Origin of the sequence: Actinomyces gerencseriae DSM 6844 (assembly GCF_000429265.1) — a bacterium.
Classification (GTDB): domain Bacteria; phylum Actinomycetota; class Actinomycetes; order Actinomycetales; family Actinomycetaceae; genus Actinomyces; species Actinomyces gerencseriae.
In genome coordinates, this window is sequence record NZ_AUBN01000014.1 from 42,275 (window position 1) to 56,577 (window position 14,303).

The following is a 14,303-nucleotide window of genomic DNA, read 5'->3' on the forward strand; positions in this document are numbered from 1 at the left end:
AGGAGCGTCCAGGGCCCTCAGGGCGTGGGCACGCAGGCGCGGGTCGCATCGGAGGTCCTGCCGTCCTGCCGCCTGCTGAAGACCTCGATGCAGGTCGTTCCCTCCTGCGCGGGCAGCGATGCGCTCGTGCCCCCGGTCGGCTCGAACGACTTGTTCTCCTTGCCGGCGACGTCGCTGCGGTAGAGGTAGTCGCCGGCCCAGTCGTCCTCGGGGGCCTCCCAGGTGAAGTCGACCTGCCCGTTCGCGCGAGCGACCCCCTGAAGGTTGCGCGGAGCCGGCACGGCGGCGCCCAGAGGATCCGAGCGCCCCGGCGCCAGGGTGGCGAAGGTCGGTGAGGGCCGGTTCTCCTGCGCGATGTGGGAGGCGTAGACGGCGCCCGCGACCACGGAGACGAGGACCACCACAGCCGCACCTCCGAGCACGCGGGTCAACGTGCTGGGGCGGTCGCCCCCCTCCGGCTCGGCGGCAGACGCCGGTGGGGGCTCGGTCGGAACGACCACGGGCTCCTCGACGCGGGAGAACACCCCCAAGCGGGTGGCCTCAGGATCATCGACGTCGAGCAGCGCCCGGTCGGGGTTCTGGTCCTCCCCGTCGTCGTAGAGGTCGACCGCGGTGGTGGGCAGCTCGAGCTCGCCCTGAATCTGCTGGAGGGCCCTTGCGAAGGAGAGCATCGTGGGATAGCGGCTGGCCGGATCCTTCTCCAGGGCGACCGTGAGCACCCTCACGAGCGAGGCGGGGACGTCGGGGCGCCCCAGCGGGGGCACCGCGTCCTTGACGATGCGACGCGCCAGCTCGTAGACGCCCTCGGACGACCCCGGCGTCTCGAAGGGACTGTGGCCGGTGAGCATCGCATAGATGGTCGCCGCCAAGGAGTAGACGTCGGTGGCGGGCTCGGCGTTGCGCGAACCGACGAGCTGCTCCGGCGGGGCCCAGGGCACGCTCATGCCACGCAGCTCGTTGGGGGCGTCGCCCGCGTCGCGCGGCCCGCTCATGGCCGAGATCCCGAAGTCGGCCAGGACGGGGCGGCGGTAGACGGTGAACAGGATGTTCGCGGGCTTGATATCGCGATGGATGATGCCCGCGCGGTGCGCCGTCTCGACGGCCCCGGCGATGCGGATCGCCGTGTCCAGCGTCTCGGGGATGGTCATGATCTTCTGCCGCAGACGCATCCCCAGCTGCGGCGGCGGGCAGTACTCCATGACGATGAAGGGGCGCCCATCGGAGGAGACGCCCGCGCCGAAGACGGACAGGATCGCCGGGTGCGAGGAGACCTTCGCCATGAGATTGGCCTCCGACTCGAAGCGGGAGGCCGAGCTGCCGGCGACATCGGTATTCATGACCTTGACCGCCACCTCGCGCCGCGGCATGTGCTGCTCGTAGAGATAGACGCGCGAGTATCCGCCGGCCCCGAGTTCGCGCATGTAGGTGTACCCGGGGATGTCAGGGTGAGCGGCGTGGGGGGAACCCGTCACGGAAGGTCCTCGAGCACGAGCGACTGGCCGTCGCCGAGATCGAGGACGTCACCGTTGCGCAGCAACAAGGGCTCGGTGTAAGGCAGCTTCTGCGGGGACACGCCGTCGCGCTTGAGGACGGTGCCGTTGCCCGCGGAGAGGTTGCGCGCCAGGACGGACCACTCGTCGAGCTCGATCAGGACGTGATTGCGGGAGATGAGCTGCTCCGGGCTGGGTACCGTCACCAGCGTCGGCGACTGGCCCTCCAGCTGGGGCACATCGATCGACGAGGGCTGGCGGCCGACCAGGATCGGACGGTCGAGGGTGACGGCCTGCCCGGAGGACAGGCGCAGGCGCCCGAGCGGCGGGCAGGTGATCATGCGCGCGGGCTGGGACAGCTCCGCACCGCAGGCGCGGCAGCGCACGTAGTTGGTCGGGTTGGCATGACCCTCCGGGCACAGCACCGACAGGGCCTGGCGGCCCGCCGCCGGGTAGTCGGGCCGGCGGATGCCCACGGCGATGGACACGGGGGTATCGGTCGAGGGCTCGTGAGCGTAGAAGGCCGAGGCCGCCTCCTTGGCCTGGGACTGGGCGCGGGACAAGGCGCCCGGCCGTCCGGACGCGAGGGGACCGAGCTCATCGACCAGGTCACCGGGCAGGGATGCCAGCGTCCAGCCGTCATGGTCCCCGCCCTCGGGGGGGAGGTCCTCCTCCTGCTCGGACTGGCCGGGCTCACCATCCGGCTGATCGGGGTCGTCCTCGCCCCCGCCGGAGATGCCGGAGACGACGGCGCGCTCGTCACCGGCGGCATCGAGGTCGTCAAGGTCATCGTCATCGCGGTCGTCGGCGCCGTCGTACGGCTCATCCCACTGGAGTGCCGAGCCGATAGGGGGCATAGGGGAATCGGCGGACACCATCCGGGGAACGTCGTCGACGTCGGCGGGGCGGTCGGCGTCGGCGAGCTCGACGACCTGGGAGCCGTCCACCGGCACGTCGTCGACGTCGATGCCGTAGGACCCGGCGATCGGCAGCTCCTCGGCCTCGGTGAGCTCGACGACCTCCGAGCCGTCCACCGCGGTGTCGGGCGACGAGAAAGTCGATGGTGAGGCGGGCGACACGGATGAGGACGCCGACGGGGACGCAGGCGGGGCGGCCGGGGAGGACGCCGTGGCGGGCGAGGCGGGGGTCAGGGGCGAGACGACCGGGGCCGACGAGGACGCAGGCGGGGCGGCCGGGGACGATGCCGTGGCGGGCGAGGCGGGGGTAGCGGGGGAGAAAGCCGACGCCGATGAGCCGCCGGCGGCCGGGGAGGACGCCGTGGCGGCCGGGGAGGACGCCGTGGCGGCCGGGGAGGACGCCGTGGCGGCCGGGGACGATGCCGTGGCGGGCGAGGCGGGGGTAGCGGGGGAGAAAGCCGACGCCGATGAGCCGCCGGCGGCCGGGGAGGACGCCGTGGCGGGCGAGGCCGACGCCGTGGCGGGCGAGGCGGGGGTCAGGGGCGAGACGACCGGGGCCGATGAGCCGCCGGCGGCCGGGGACGACTCCGCCGGCGGGACAGCCGGGGACGACTCCGCACCGGGAGGAGCGAGGACTGCCGAGGCGTCGGGGTCGGGTTCGTCCTCGGCGTCGGAGGACTCCTCCTCTCCAGCGGGGGAACCCGGCGCCTCTGCCGGGAACACGGCGGAAACGGACAGAACGGCGTCCACGACCGGGCGCAGCACGGGACCCGTCGGCTCCGGCGCTCGCAGGATGATCCTCGGCGAGCCGGGAAGGTAGATCTCCCGCCATGTCGATACGCTGCGAGCCTCGACGGACTCGCCGTCGATCTCCAGGCCGACCTGGCCTCGGGCCGCTATGCGCACGCCGTCGGACGCGGTCACGACCAGGGCGAAGTCCGGGATCTTCGACAGATGCCCCCCGGCGGCTATGACCAGGCGATCCAGGATCGCCGTCAAGCTGCCCTGAGAGGATCGCAGCTCCTCCCATAAGTCGATGACGGACTCCTCGGACAGCGTCGGGGGCAGTACAAGAACGCCATGCGGTGCGACGGCGGCCGTCCAACTCCCCTCGGCCCAACGACTCCAGCGTGCGATGCCGTGTTCGGACACGGTCCCTCCTTCGACCCACCCGGCGGGTGGCGTGGTGACTATGCGACGACGCGGTAGCGTTTACCGAGCGTGTCCGGAGCCCGTCTCCGGCTCGCCGGATACGCTACCGAACACGACACTCGGCCTCGCCGAAGTATATAGCCCCTCCCCTGGGCACTGTCTCGGCCATTCCAGGAGCCAGTTCGTGGCTGCCATGGGAATCGACCAGGTAGGTGCCGTTCGTCGAGCCGAGATCGGTCACCGAGATACCCTCCGGAGTGGGTTCGAGCAGCGCGTGCGTCTTGGAGACCGTCGCGTCGTCGGAGGGCACGGAGACCAATCGCACACCCTCGCGCCCGGGGCTCCGCTCGGGGGCGCGCCCCAGGAGCACCGGGGCGTCCACCAGGACGGAACGACCGTCGAGGACGAGGGTGTACATCGTGTGCGAGCGCCTGGAGACGAGCATGGTCCCCGAGATCCGATCGAACCAGGTGCGCCGCAGGCCGGTCACGTCCGCGCGCACCACCATGATCACGGGGACGATCCCCAGAGTCGCCACGGCGGCCACCGCCATGAGACCGGCGCGCCCCAGGGCGGCCAGGCCCGGACTGTTGCCGCCGCGCGAGACCCGGTGCAGCCGCATGCCCATGACGGCCCCGCCGGGTCCGACGCCCATCACGGCCTGCAGCACGACGAGCGCCGCGAGAACGAGCCCCGCGCACGTCAGCTTTCCCACCAAGGAGATCGGCAGGAATCCGCAGATCCCGCCCACGAGCAGAATGTCGATCCCGCCGGCCAGAAGGCGCTGTACGGGCGAGGCGGGCACGGGAACTGTTGCTGGCACGACTACAGCATAGGATGGACAACGTCCTACGAGCGCCGATCGTCACGGCACACGTGACGCACAAGGAGTCTTCAGGATGCAGATCGCCGTCACCCCGAACGCCTCGGTATGGATCGTGGTGCCCGAGTTCCCGCCGCCGGGCTGGGAGCGCGCGGAGGCTCGTCGCCGCACATCGGGGATGGCCGGCGCGGATCCTCGTCGACGCGCCAAGCTCGAGGAGCTCCTGGTCACCCTGAGGCGAATGGAGCGCCGCGCCCCGCTGGCTCGTCTTCTGTACGTGGGCACCGACCTGCAGGGCGTTCTCGTCGTGGATCTGAGCCTGGTCATCGCCTATGACGACAGCTCCAAGCAGGGCCGACACGCCACTCAGCTGGCGCTGTTGAAGGAGAACCTGCCGGGCGGAGCGCCGCACCGGCTGCGCCCCAACCCCAGCACGGCGGGTTACTGGGCGCTCGCCGACGGGACCTCGATGGGCTCGACCGTGCGCCCGAGCGCCGTGGTCGTCCTGCGCAAGGCCGGTCTGCCCACGGTGCCCGTGGACGTGCTCATGCGCGTCTGGGGTACCACTCCGGCCCAGGTCAGGCCCATGATCAACGAGATCATCGCCCTCGTCGACAGCGTCGCCCCCGCCGACCTTCAGCGCGACCCCATCAGGCCGGGCCCTGTGCAGACCGCGTCGTCTCCCTGAGAGGCTGAGAGTTGGCCGCATCGAGATCGGTCCGGTTCCGCGCCGAGATCGGTCCAGTTCCGGCTCGAGATCGGTCCAGTTCCGGCTCGAGATCGGTCCGGCAGCGCGGGCAGAGACCGTGCCGTGGGCGGGGACGCAGCCCCACGACATGCCCCGGTCCCCGTCCCGCCCGAGCCCGGCACTCGGGCGCCGAGCCACGTGGCGATGCAGTCGGCCCGGTCCCCGTCCCACTCGAGCCGGGTCGCACCCCGCGCACCACCACCTCGCCCATCCGCCTCGCCCCCGTCCGACCCGAGCCCGGTCGCACCCGCCCTCGACTCCCATGGGCGAGGACGCGCCGCCTCTCCCGCACGCCCCGCCGACCGGCGTCGTCGACGATCCGCGGCACGCGCGCCCCTCCCATCCGACCAGGGGAACCACGAAGCCGTACAGGTAGAGACCCCGTTCGCACCGCAAAGGCACGATCACGCGCCAGAAGTCCGAGCGTCGAGCAGGCGCACCCTCTGCGCGCGCTCCCCATCCTCGGACAGCCCCTGAGGCGCAACCCCGGACACGACCACACGGAGAATCGCCAGTGCGAACCGATGTCGACGCGGAACTCGACCGATCTCGGCGAGGGAGAACCGAGAGGCCGCTCCGATCGCTTGCAATATCCCTATCATGCAATGCTCATGTCATGCACGTCTTGCTTAGCAATACTCATGCCAGCGCCCCCCCACACACACAACCTCCGCATCACCTTCAAGAACTCTAAGAAATATGTTAACATTTACATAAAGTGCTCGTTCGCCCTGGCCGCTCCCCGCACCACCACGTAGCGTCGCCCGAAGGCGCCGCCGTCGATCCGCACACGAATCACGCCCGCACATCAGAAGGAGCACTGATGACCAAGAAGAAAGTCTCATTGCAGCGTACGGGCGCATTCGCGTTGGCTACGACAACGACACTTTCCACCCTTTCCTTCTCCGCAGCAAACGCCGCACAATCCTCGCCCGACACCGTCACGATCGATGCGCCCGATACGGACACCGTCACCAAGGTCATCACCGACTACCAGGCAACCCTCGATCGGGAGTGGACGGACAGCAGCGCCTCAACAGGAGCCTCAACCCCGACGTCCGCCGAGCAGACGGTTCACTACATTCGCGACGGCCTCATCGAGGATGGAGTCCCCGTCACTTCGGCGAGCAGCGAGGTGCGCAAGACCCCCAACAGGTCCGACATCCCGCTCAGCGAATCGATCAGGAATGCCACGAATCAGGGCAAGTCGAATATCGTGTGGTACGGCCTGAAGCGGTAGTCAAGACGCTCGCCCGAAATCCACTCCCCCCTCCGTGCTCCCTCAGCAAAGGATGGCCCATGCGCCCAGGAATCCTCGCCGGACAAGTCGTCCTCGCCGTCTTCGCCGTACTGGCACTGGTGGCACTGGTCCTTCCCTGGTGGCGTCGGAGCCGTATCCGCCGGGCCCCGACCGGCCTCAAGCTCGCCCTGAGCCTGACGGCGACGATCGCCATCGGGTTTCTGCTGCTGAACACGCTGAGGGATGTCGAGCACGCCACAACCGCCGGTAAACGGATGTGCGGAGGCAGTTACCTCTTCATGCTCGATACCCGTCTCGAGATCACGGAGAATCTTTACCATGACTGCATCGTCTACAGTCGGGTCGCCATCGCCCTGCTCATCGCCGCCGCCCTCGGCGTCGTAGGGATGGAGCACGGGGTCCTGAGGTACGTCGCCTCGCGACGCCGGGTCCGGTCGGCGTCGTCGTCCGTGACGGCGGCATCGGGCGAGGAGACGTAGCCGAGCCGCCGAGCCACAGGGCGCCCGCAGGACGCCGTCGGCCCTATCCCGCCTGATTTCTCTGCTTTTCCGGCACCATATCCTCTCGCGCCCCGACCGCCCGGCCCAGCGGTCGGGGCGCGCACACGCGCGTATGGAGGAACCCTCATGCCCTCGCTGCTGCTGGTCCGCTTCCGGCGATCGGGGCCGGGGCGCGCGCACGGAGAGGAGCTCGCGTCTGGCGGGCCACCAGGGTGCTCGGGGTGAGGTCGGGGCGCGCCCACGGGGGATCGGGGCGAGCCCACGAGGGAGCCGCGTCATCGGCTGCGCGCCGCGGAACGATTCGGTCGTCCTCGGGAGCGCTGACACGGCGATGGCCGGCATGGCATGATCGACTCAGTTCATTGTGAGCGGCGCGCCCCGGCACCGGTGCCCCGGCCCTTCACGATCGACCGTCGTCCGTCCTCGATCTCGGAGTCCCGCATGCCCCTCGACGTCCTCCCGCTCCTCGGCGCCGCTCAGGCGTCCTTCACCCCGTCGACGACGGCGGTGGGCGGCAACGTGTTCCTCACGGCGATCGTGGGCCTCGTGCCCCTGATCGCCTTCTTCGTTCTCATGGGCGCCTTCAAGGTCGCCACTCATTGGTGCTCGATCATCGCGCTCGCGCTGTCCGCGGTGCTGGCCATCGTGTGCTTCCGCATGCCGGTGGGGATGACGGTCCTGTCCGGGACGCAGGGCCTGGCCATGGGCTTCGTCCCGATCATCTACATCATCATCGCCGCCGTGTGGCTCTACAACCTCACCGAGGTCTCCGGGCGCTCGAAGGACCTGCGGGCCGTGTTCAACGCCATCGGCAAGGGGGACATGCGCGCCCAGGCCCTCATCGTCTCCTTCTGCTTCTGCGGGCTGCTCGAGGGACTGGCCGGCTTCGGGGCACCGGTGGCGATCACCGCCGCCATGCTCGTGACCCTCGGCGTGGACAAGATCAAGGCCGCACTCGTGACGATCGTCGGCAACGCCATTTACGTGGGCTTCGGCGCCATGGCCATTCCCGTGACCACGGCCGCCAATCTCGGCGGCGGGGAGAACCCCGCGGTCGTCGGATCCTTCATGACCCACTTCACGTGGGTCATCTGCGTGCTCATGCCCTTCCTCCTCCTGGCGATTCTCGACGGTGTCCGCGCCGTGCGGCAGCTGTGGCCCCTGGCCCTCATCGCCGGGCTGGCCACCGGAGCCGGCCACTTCGTCGCGCCGAACGTGTCCTACGAACTCACCAGCGTCCTGGCCGCCCTTCTGGGCTTCGCCGCCTCCTACATCTTCCTCCTCGTGTGGACGCCGACCACTCCCGAGGAGTTCCGCTCGGAGACCAGCGCCGCGGACAAGCCCGACACCGAGCGCGTGGTTCTCGCTCTCCTGCCCTACGTCCTGGTCGTCGTCATGATCGGCATCACCAAGCTGTGGAAGATCGGTGTCGATCTGTCCAAGGCGCTGTCCGGCACCGACATCAAGATCCCGTGGCCCGGAGTCCACGGCCGGCTGCTCACCAGCGCCGGCGAGGTCTCCGACAGCGCCGAGTACAACCTGCAGACCCTCTCCAATCCGGGCACCTGGATCTTCCTGACGGCCGTGATCGTGACGATCGTCTACTCCCGGCGCTCCTCGGGCGATCGCTTCCAGGTGAGCGCGCGACGCATGCTCCGAGCGCTGCCGGAGACGGTCTACACACTGCGCATGTCGATCCTCACGATCGCCACCGTCATGGCGCTGGCCTACATCATGAACTTCTCGGGTCAGACCAGTGCCGTGGGTGCGGCTCTGGCGACCACGGGTGCGGCCTTCGCATTCCTCTCCCCAGTCCTGGGGTGGGTCGGCACGGCAGTGGCGGGCTCGGCGACGAGCGCCGGCGCCCTGTTCGCGAACCTGCAGGCCACCGCCGCGCACACCGCGGGGCTGGACCCGCGCATCCTCCTGGCGGCCAACACCATCGGCGGTGGCCTGGGCAAGATCGTCTCGCCTCAGAACCTCGCCGTCGTCACCACGGCCGTCCAGGCGCCCGGGACGGACGCGGAGATCCTCAAGAAGGCCGCGCCGTTCTCGCTCGGCCTCCTCGTCCTGCTGGGGGCGATGGTCTTCATCGCCGCCCAGGGATGGCTCGGCGCCTACATGCCCGCCTGAGAGCACCCGCCTGAGGGCGCCGGCCCGGGCCCCGCGTCGAGTCGGGCTTTTTCGCGCGAGGCTGGCATTTCGGCGCGAGTCCGACGGCGGCGTCGTCGGACTCGCACAGGAATGCCCGACTCGTGGTTCCGGTAGCCGGGTGCACCGCCATCGGACCGATCTCGAGCCGGAACCGGACCGATCTCGAGCCGGAACCCGACCGATCTCGAGCCGGAACCGAACCGATCTCGACGCGGATTACGACCGATCTCGCGGACAGCGCGGAGAGGGGGAGCGCGAGCGCTCAGTGCGGACCACCGCCGTGCGCAGCAGAGTCTCGAAGGGCCCCGCGTGGCCGCCTCGTTCGAGGATCGCGCACAGGAGCACGGCGGCCAGCCAGACCGCCACGGCGATGCCCGCCGACGCGGCCTCCCCCACCACCAGTCGGGTCCCCAGCAGCCCCGGCACGATCACGAACACAGCCCCGAACAGGACCGTCTGACTCAGGTAGGCCGTCATCGACCTCCGACCCACGCTCGAGGCCAGCCACCGCAGACCGGTCAGTCGTCCGTCCGGCCTCGGCCCGCCCGCGTACAGAGCCAGAAGGGCCAACCAGCCGCATCCCCCGGCCAGACCGAAGACCTCTGCGACCGCGAGGTCCCAGAACATGAGCCTCCCGCCGGTGATCCAGCGCGCCATGCCGACGGCGCTCACCGCACCGATGATCAGCCCGCCGAGAGCGACGACGATCAGCGGGCGGCGATGCCCGCGGGGATCGGCCATGACATCGGTATCCGCCAGACGGGCGCCGATGAACATGGCGGGCACAATGGTGCTGCTCATCGTCAGCGTCACGACCGTGTTCATGGCCCAGTGCCGCACGTTGGATGCGAAGACGAGCAGCCCCGTCGCCGGCATCTGCTCCTGAGCGACGGCCTGCGCGTACGTCGTGCCCATGATCGCCGCGGTCCCGCCCGTATTCAGTTGCGTCCAGATCAGCCACAGGATGAGGAGAACGCTGACCGCGATGGCCCGCCTGCGATGCTTCCGCGCCAGCCATCCCGCGAAGACGACCGCCGCCAGTCCGTACGTGCCGATGATGTCGCCGTAGAAGAAGACGCCGTGGACGAGGCCGAAGAGGATCATCCACAGCCCGCGGCGCCTCACGAGGCGTCGCGCGTCCACGGTGGCCCGCTCATGGGCCCAGGAGATCTCCGCGGGCGTCGGCTCACGCCCCGCCCTCGCCCCATCCAGTCCCCTGAGGTAGGAGTTCGTACCGCTCTCGATCCGCCGGTTGATCATGGTGACCAGTCCGAAACCGAACAGCATGGCGAAGAGCGGGTAGACACGACCGGAGATCAGCAGGGTCCGCACCCAGACCCAGACCGTGTCCGCCACGTCCGCCATGCCCCCGGCGCCGGCGGCCGCCTCCCCGCCGGTCGAGTCCGGATTCGCGATCGTGGGCCACACGGACACGTTGGCCCCCGCGATGAGCAGGAGCATGAAGCCCCGGGCCACGTCGGGCGCCGGATAGCGCACGCCCCGAGAACCAGTGAATGACGCTGTGAGCCGCATGGCCTCACGCTAGAAAAGGGCCGACGCCGGAACCTCCCCCGCAGGGTCATGGCCTCTCTCCCCCACGGGGAGGGGGCTCCGGGCGGGCTGGACGGGAACGGTCGTCCCGGCGCCGCGCTCTCCCCCACGGGGAGAGGGAACCGGGAGCCGAACCGGCATCGCATGGCACGCCTCGCATCCGGCGCGGCGGACGCATGCATCCGCCGCGCTCCGCGGGCCGACGCGGACCGCGTCCATCACTCATGAGCTCTGGCGACACTCCGTCATAAACCTCAGGCGACGCTTGCGCAAACCCGATCGCCCGATCGCCCCGGCGCAGGGGGACGTTTCCGCGCCGACCACGGGGCGACCCGCATTTTTCCCCGCGACGACGCCCCTTCGCATGTGTCGCCCCAAGCTCGCCCGACGAAGAGCCCCCGAAGCGCCCCCGTGCACCTACGGTGAGGCCTGAGCCAACGGCGGCCAGCAACGGCCAATGACGTCGACGAAAGGTCCATCCGTGCGCATCGCACTCTTCGCGACCTGCATAGCAGACTCGATGTTCCCGCAGGCGCCGCAGGCGACCGTCGCCATCCTGGAGAGACTCGGACACGAGGTCGTCTTCCCGGAGAGCCAGGTCTGCTGCGGACAGATGCACGCGAACACCGGGTACTTCACGCAGGCATCCTCCCTCATCCGCAACCACGTCAGGACCTTCGAGCCGGTGCTCGACGGCGAGTGGGACGCCGTCGTCGTCCCCTCCGGCTCATGCGCCGGGGCGACCCGCCACGAGCAGGCTCTCGTGGCCGAGCACGTGGGCGACAGCGCCCTGGCGCGCCGCTCCAAGGAGGTCGCGGCGAGGACCTACGAGCTCTCCGAGCTGCTCATCGACGTCCTGGGGGTGACCGACGTCGGCGCCTCCTTCCCCCACCGGGTCACCTATCACCCGACCTGCCACTCGATGCGCATCGCCAAGGTCGGCGACCGCCCCCTGCGGCTCCTGGAGGCCGTCGACGGCATCGACCTGGTGCCCCTGCCCGACGCCGAGGTGTGCTGCGGCTTCGGAGGCACCTTCTCGATGAAGAACTACGAGACCTCCACGGCCATGCTCGCCGACAAGGTCTCCAACGTCATGTCCACCCGGGCCGAGGTGCTGTGCATGGGCGACTACTCCTGCCTCATGCACGTCGGCGGCGGTCTGTCCCGCCTGAACTCGGGGGTGCGGATCATGCACCTGGCCGAGATCCTGGCCTCGACCAAGGACCAGCCCTTCGACGGCAACGTGTCCTTCGCCCCCACCGCCGAGGAGGCGACGGCCCGATGAGTCAGACCTTCCTGGGCATGCCGGCGGTGCCGGACGCCGAGTCCCGTGCGACCCGCACCGGCGGGTGGCGCACCACGGTCGAGATCCCCGACGACACGCTGCGGTGGGGCGAGACCTTCCCGGCCGCGGCCCACAAGACCCTCCGGAACACCCAGCTGCGCCGCAACCTGGGCCACGCCACGCGCACCATCCGGAACAAGCGGGCCGTGCGAGTGGAGGAGATGCCGGACTGGGAGGAGCTCCGCCGGGCCGCCAGCGCCGTCAAGAACGAGGTCATGAGCCATCTGCCCGAGCTGCTCGAGCGCTTCGAGGCCAACGTCGCCGCGCGCGGCGGCATCGTCCACTGGGCGCGCGACGCCGCCGAGGCGAACCGGATCGTCACCTCGATCATCAGGTCCAAGGGCGTGGACGACGTCGTCAAGATCAAGTCGATGGCGACCCAGGAGACCAACCTCAACGAGCACCTCAAGGCCGAGGGCATCACCGCCCACGAGACCGATCTGGCCGAGATGATCGTCCAGCTCGCCGACGACATGCCCTCCCACATCGTCGTACCGGCCATCCACCGCAACCGCTCCGAGGTGCGCGGCATCTTCCTGGATCGCATGGGCGATGCCCCGCCGGACCTGTCCGACGACCCGGTCGAGCTGGCGGGGGCCGCCCGCACGCACCTGCGCAAGAAGTTCCTCCACGCCCCGGTGGCCGTCTCGGGCACCAACATGGGCGTGGCCGAGACGGGCACGGTCTCGATCTTCGAGTCGGAGGGCAACGGCCGCATGTGCCTGACCCTGCCCGACACGCTCATCACCCTCATGGGCATCGAGAAGCTCGTCCCCCGTTTCCAGGACATCGAGATCTTCTCCCAGTTGCTGCCGCGCTCTGCCACCGGCGAGCGCATGAACCCCTACACCTCCATGTGGACGGGGGTGACGCCGGGCGACGGTCCGCAGGAGTTCCACCTCATCCTCATGGACAACGGGCGCACCCGGACGCTCGCCGACCCGATCGGGCGGGAGGCCCTCCACTGCATCCGCTGCGGGGCCTGCATGAACATCTGCCCCGTCTACCAGCACGTGGGCGGCCACGCCTACGGCTCGGTCTACCCGGGCCCCATCGGCGCCATCATCACGCCCCAGCTCACCCAGGGGCTGGCCGACGACGATCCGGTGCACACGCTGCCCTTCGCCTCCTCGCTGTGCGGGGCCTGCGGCGAGGCGTGCCCGGTGGGCATCGACATCCCGACGATCCTCATCCACCTGCGAGCGCGCACCGTCGATGTCAAGCGCAAGGTGCTCCCGGACATGTGGGATGTCGCGATGAGCGCCGCCCGACCGGCCATGAGCAGCGGTCGGCTGTGGGGCCTGGCGGAGAAGGCCGTCAAGGCGTCCCGGCTCGTGGGCCGCGACGGCAGGATCGGCGCGCTGCCCTTCCCGGCCTCCATGTGGACCGGGGCCCGCGACCTCCCCGAGGCGCCGAGCGAGAACTTCCGCGAGTGGTGGGCCCGCACACATCCGGAGGCGGCGGCGCCCGGATCGTCGGCGAGGTCCACGACGCCGGCCGCCGCGGCCGCCACGACGGCCGCGCGATCCACCGCCCCGGCCGCCGCGACGCCGTCGCCGTCGGCACCGGCGGGCCCGACGCCGTCGGCCGGAATCGGTCACGAGGAGGAGAAGTGATGGATGCCCGCACCGCCATCCTGGCACGCGCCCGCGACGCCATCGCCCGCTCCCAGCGCGGCCCGGCCCGGCCTGTTCCGCGCGACTACATCCGCGTCGGCGAGCACGCCCCCGGATCCCCGCCGGTCGTGGCGGACATGGTGGACAAGCTCGAGGACTACGACGCCGTCGTGCGCACCGAGTCCGCCGATGCCGGGATCGCCGAGGCGATCGACGACCTGCTGGGCGAGGCGCGACTCGTCGTCGTGCCGACCGGGCTGCCCGAGGCGTATAAGCGGGCCGCCGCCCGGTCCGGGCGCGAGCTCGTCGAGGACTCCCCCGAGCAACCGATCGCGACTCTCGACCTGGACCGCGTCGACGCCGTCGTCACCTGTTCGCGGGTCGGCATCTCCATCTCGGGCACCATCGTGCTCGACGGCGAGCCCGACCAAGGGCGCCGGGCGATCACCCTGGTGCCGGACAGGCACGTGTGCGTCCTGGAGCGCGAGTCGATCGTGCCGACCGTGCCGCAGGCGGTGGACGTGCTCGGCGAGCACCCCGCCCGTCCCATGACGTGGATCGCGGGCCCGAGCGCGACGGCCGACATCGAGCTGGTGCGCGTCCAGGGTGTCCACGGCCCGCGCAACCTCGGCGTCGTCATCGCGCACTGAGCGCCGCGGGCCTCCTCCCCCTCCCGTCCTCCTCTCCGTCCCTCTCCCTCGCCGAGATCGGTCGAGTTCCGGCTCGAGATCGGTCCGGTTGCGCAC

The 14,303-nt window shown here is 70.2% G+C and carries 11 protein-coding genes; 7 read left to right on the plus strand and 4 right to left on the minus strand.

What is annotated here, in order from left to right; all coding sequences use genetic code 11:
* Positions 1-17: 17 nt before the first annotated feature.
* The 3 genes from G448_RS0107145 to G448_RS0107155 all read right to left on the minus strand — a co-directional run bounded on the left by G448_RS0107145 (position 18) and on the right by G448_RS0107155 (position 4,382).
* On the minus strand, positions 18-1,472 hold the full coding sequence (locus tag G448_RS0107145) for a serine/threonine-protein kinase (RefSeq protein ID WP_026407432.1): 1,455 nt from the start codon (positions 1,470-1,472) through the stop codon (positions 18-20).
* Positions 1,469-3,559, minus strand: coding sequence for an FHA domain-containing protein (locus G448_RS0107150; protein WP_034494688.1), 2,091 nt, complete (start codon positions 3,557-3,559; stop codon positions 1,469-1,471). The genes G448_RS0107145 and G448_RS0107150 overlap by 4 nt, the downstream gene beginning before the upstream one ends.
* Positions 3,560-3,662: 103 nt before the next feature.
* On the minus strand, positions 3,663-4,382 hold the full coding sequence (locus tag G448_RS0107155) for an FHA domain-containing protein (protein WP_026407434.1): 720 nt from the start codon (positions 4,380-4,382) through the stop codon (positions 3,663-3,665).
* A 76-nt stretch (positions 4,383-4,458) separates the two neighbouring features.
* Here G448_RS0107155 and G448_RS0107160 point away from each other — a divergent pair, with 76 nt between their 5' ends.
* The 4 genes from G448_RS0107160 (at position 4,459) to G448_RS0107180 (ending at position 9,024) form a co-directional block, all read left to right on the plus strand.
* Complete coding sequence (locus G448_RS0107160; RefSeq protein ID WP_026407435.1) at positions 4,459-5,070, plus strand: hypothetical protein; 612 nt, start codon at positions 4,459-4,461, stop codon at positions 5,068-5,070.
* Between the two features lie 883 nt (positions 5,071-5,953).
* The gene (locus tag G448_RS0107170; protein WP_026407437.1) at positions 5,954-6,370 is read left to right on the plus strand and encodes a hypothetical protein; all 417 of its coding nucleotides are present in this window, start codon (positions 5,954-5,956) and stop codon (positions 6,368-6,370) included.
* Positions 6,371-6,429: 59 nt separating this feature from the next.
* Complete coding sequence (locus G448_RS0107175) at positions 6,430-6,870, plus strand: hypothetical protein (protein WP_026407438.1); 441 nt, start codon at positions 6,430-6,432, stop codon at positions 6,868-6,870.
* A 462-nt stretch (positions 6,871-7,332) separates the two neighbouring features.
* Positions 7,333-9,024, plus strand: coding sequence for an L-lactate permease (locus tag G448_RS0107180; protein ID WP_026407439.1), 1,692 nt, complete (start codon positions 7,333-7,335; stop codon positions 9,022-9,024).
* 237 nt (positions 9,025-9,261) lie between these two features.
* Here the strand turns inward: G448_RS0107180 and G448_RS0107185 are convergent, their stop codons facing one another.
* On the minus strand, positions 9,262-10,578 hold the full coding sequence (locus G448_RS0107185; protein ID WP_026407440.1) for a DUF418 domain-containing protein: 1,317 nt from the start codon (positions 10,576-10,578) through the stop codon (positions 9,262-9,264).
* 499 nt (positions 10,579-11,077) lie between these two features.
* Between G448_RS0107185 and G448_RS0107190 the strand changes: the two genes are divergently transcribed.
* Genes G448_RS0107190 through G448_RS0107200 form a run of 3 tightly spaced genes read left to right on the plus strand, consistent with a single transcriptional unit; the run spans position 11,078 to position 14,207 of the window.
* A complete protein-coding gene (locus G448_RS0107190) occupies positions 11,078-11,881 on the plus strand; it encodes a (Fe-S)-binding protein (protein ID WP_026407441.1) in 804 nt (267 codons plus the stop codon).
* Entirely contained in the window at positions 11,878-13,557 is a 1,680-nt protein-coding gene (locus G448_RS15560; RefSeq protein ID WP_245572235.1) for a LutB/LldF family L-lactate oxidation iron-sulfur protein, read from the plus strand. Before G448_RS0107190 ends, G448_RS15560 begins: the two co-directional genes overlap by 4 nt.
* On the plus strand, positions 13,557-14,207 hold the full coding sequence (locus G448_RS0107200; protein ID WP_026407442.1) for a LutC/YkgG family protein: 651 nt from the start codon (positions 13,557-13,559) through the stop codon (positions 14,205-14,207). The genes G448_RS15560 and G448_RS0107200 overlap by 1 nt, the downstream gene beginning before the upstream one ends.
* The last annotated feature ends 96 nt before the right edge of the window (positions 14,208-14,303 follow it).

What these genes read in the sequence shown, in the direction of transcription:
- G448_RS0107160 (WP_026407435.1), top strand. Translation starts at nt 4,459, where the DNA reads ATGCAGATCGCCGTCACCCCGAACGCCTCGGTATGGATCGTGGTGCCC.
- G448_RS0107170 (WP_026407437.1), top strand. Translation starts at nt 5,954, where the DNA reads ATGACCAAGAAGAAAGTCTCATTGCAGCGTACGGGCGCATTCGCGTTG.
- G448_RS0107180 (WP_026407439.1), top strand. Translation starts at nt 7,333, where the DNA reads ATGCCCCTCGACGTCCTCCCGCTCCTCGGCGCCGCTCAGGCGTCCTTC.
- G448_RS0107175 (WP_026407438.1), top strand. Translation starts at nt 6,430, where the DNA reads ATGCGCCCAGGAATCCTCGCCGGACAAGTCGTCCTCGCCGTCTTCGCC.
- G448_RS0107200 (WP_026407442.1), top strand. Translation starts at nt 13,557, where the DNA reads ATGGATGCCCGCACCGCCATCCTGGCACGCGCCCGCGACGCCATCGCC.
- G448_RS15560 (WP_245572235.1), top strand. Translation starts at nt 11,878, where the DNA reads ATGAGTCAGACCTTCCTGGGCATGCCGGCGGTGCCGGACGCCGAGTCC.
- G448_RS0107185 (WP_026407440.1), bottom strand. Translation starts at nt 10,578, where the DNA reads ATGCGGCTCACAGCGTCATTCACTGGTTCTCGGGGCGTGCGCTATCCG.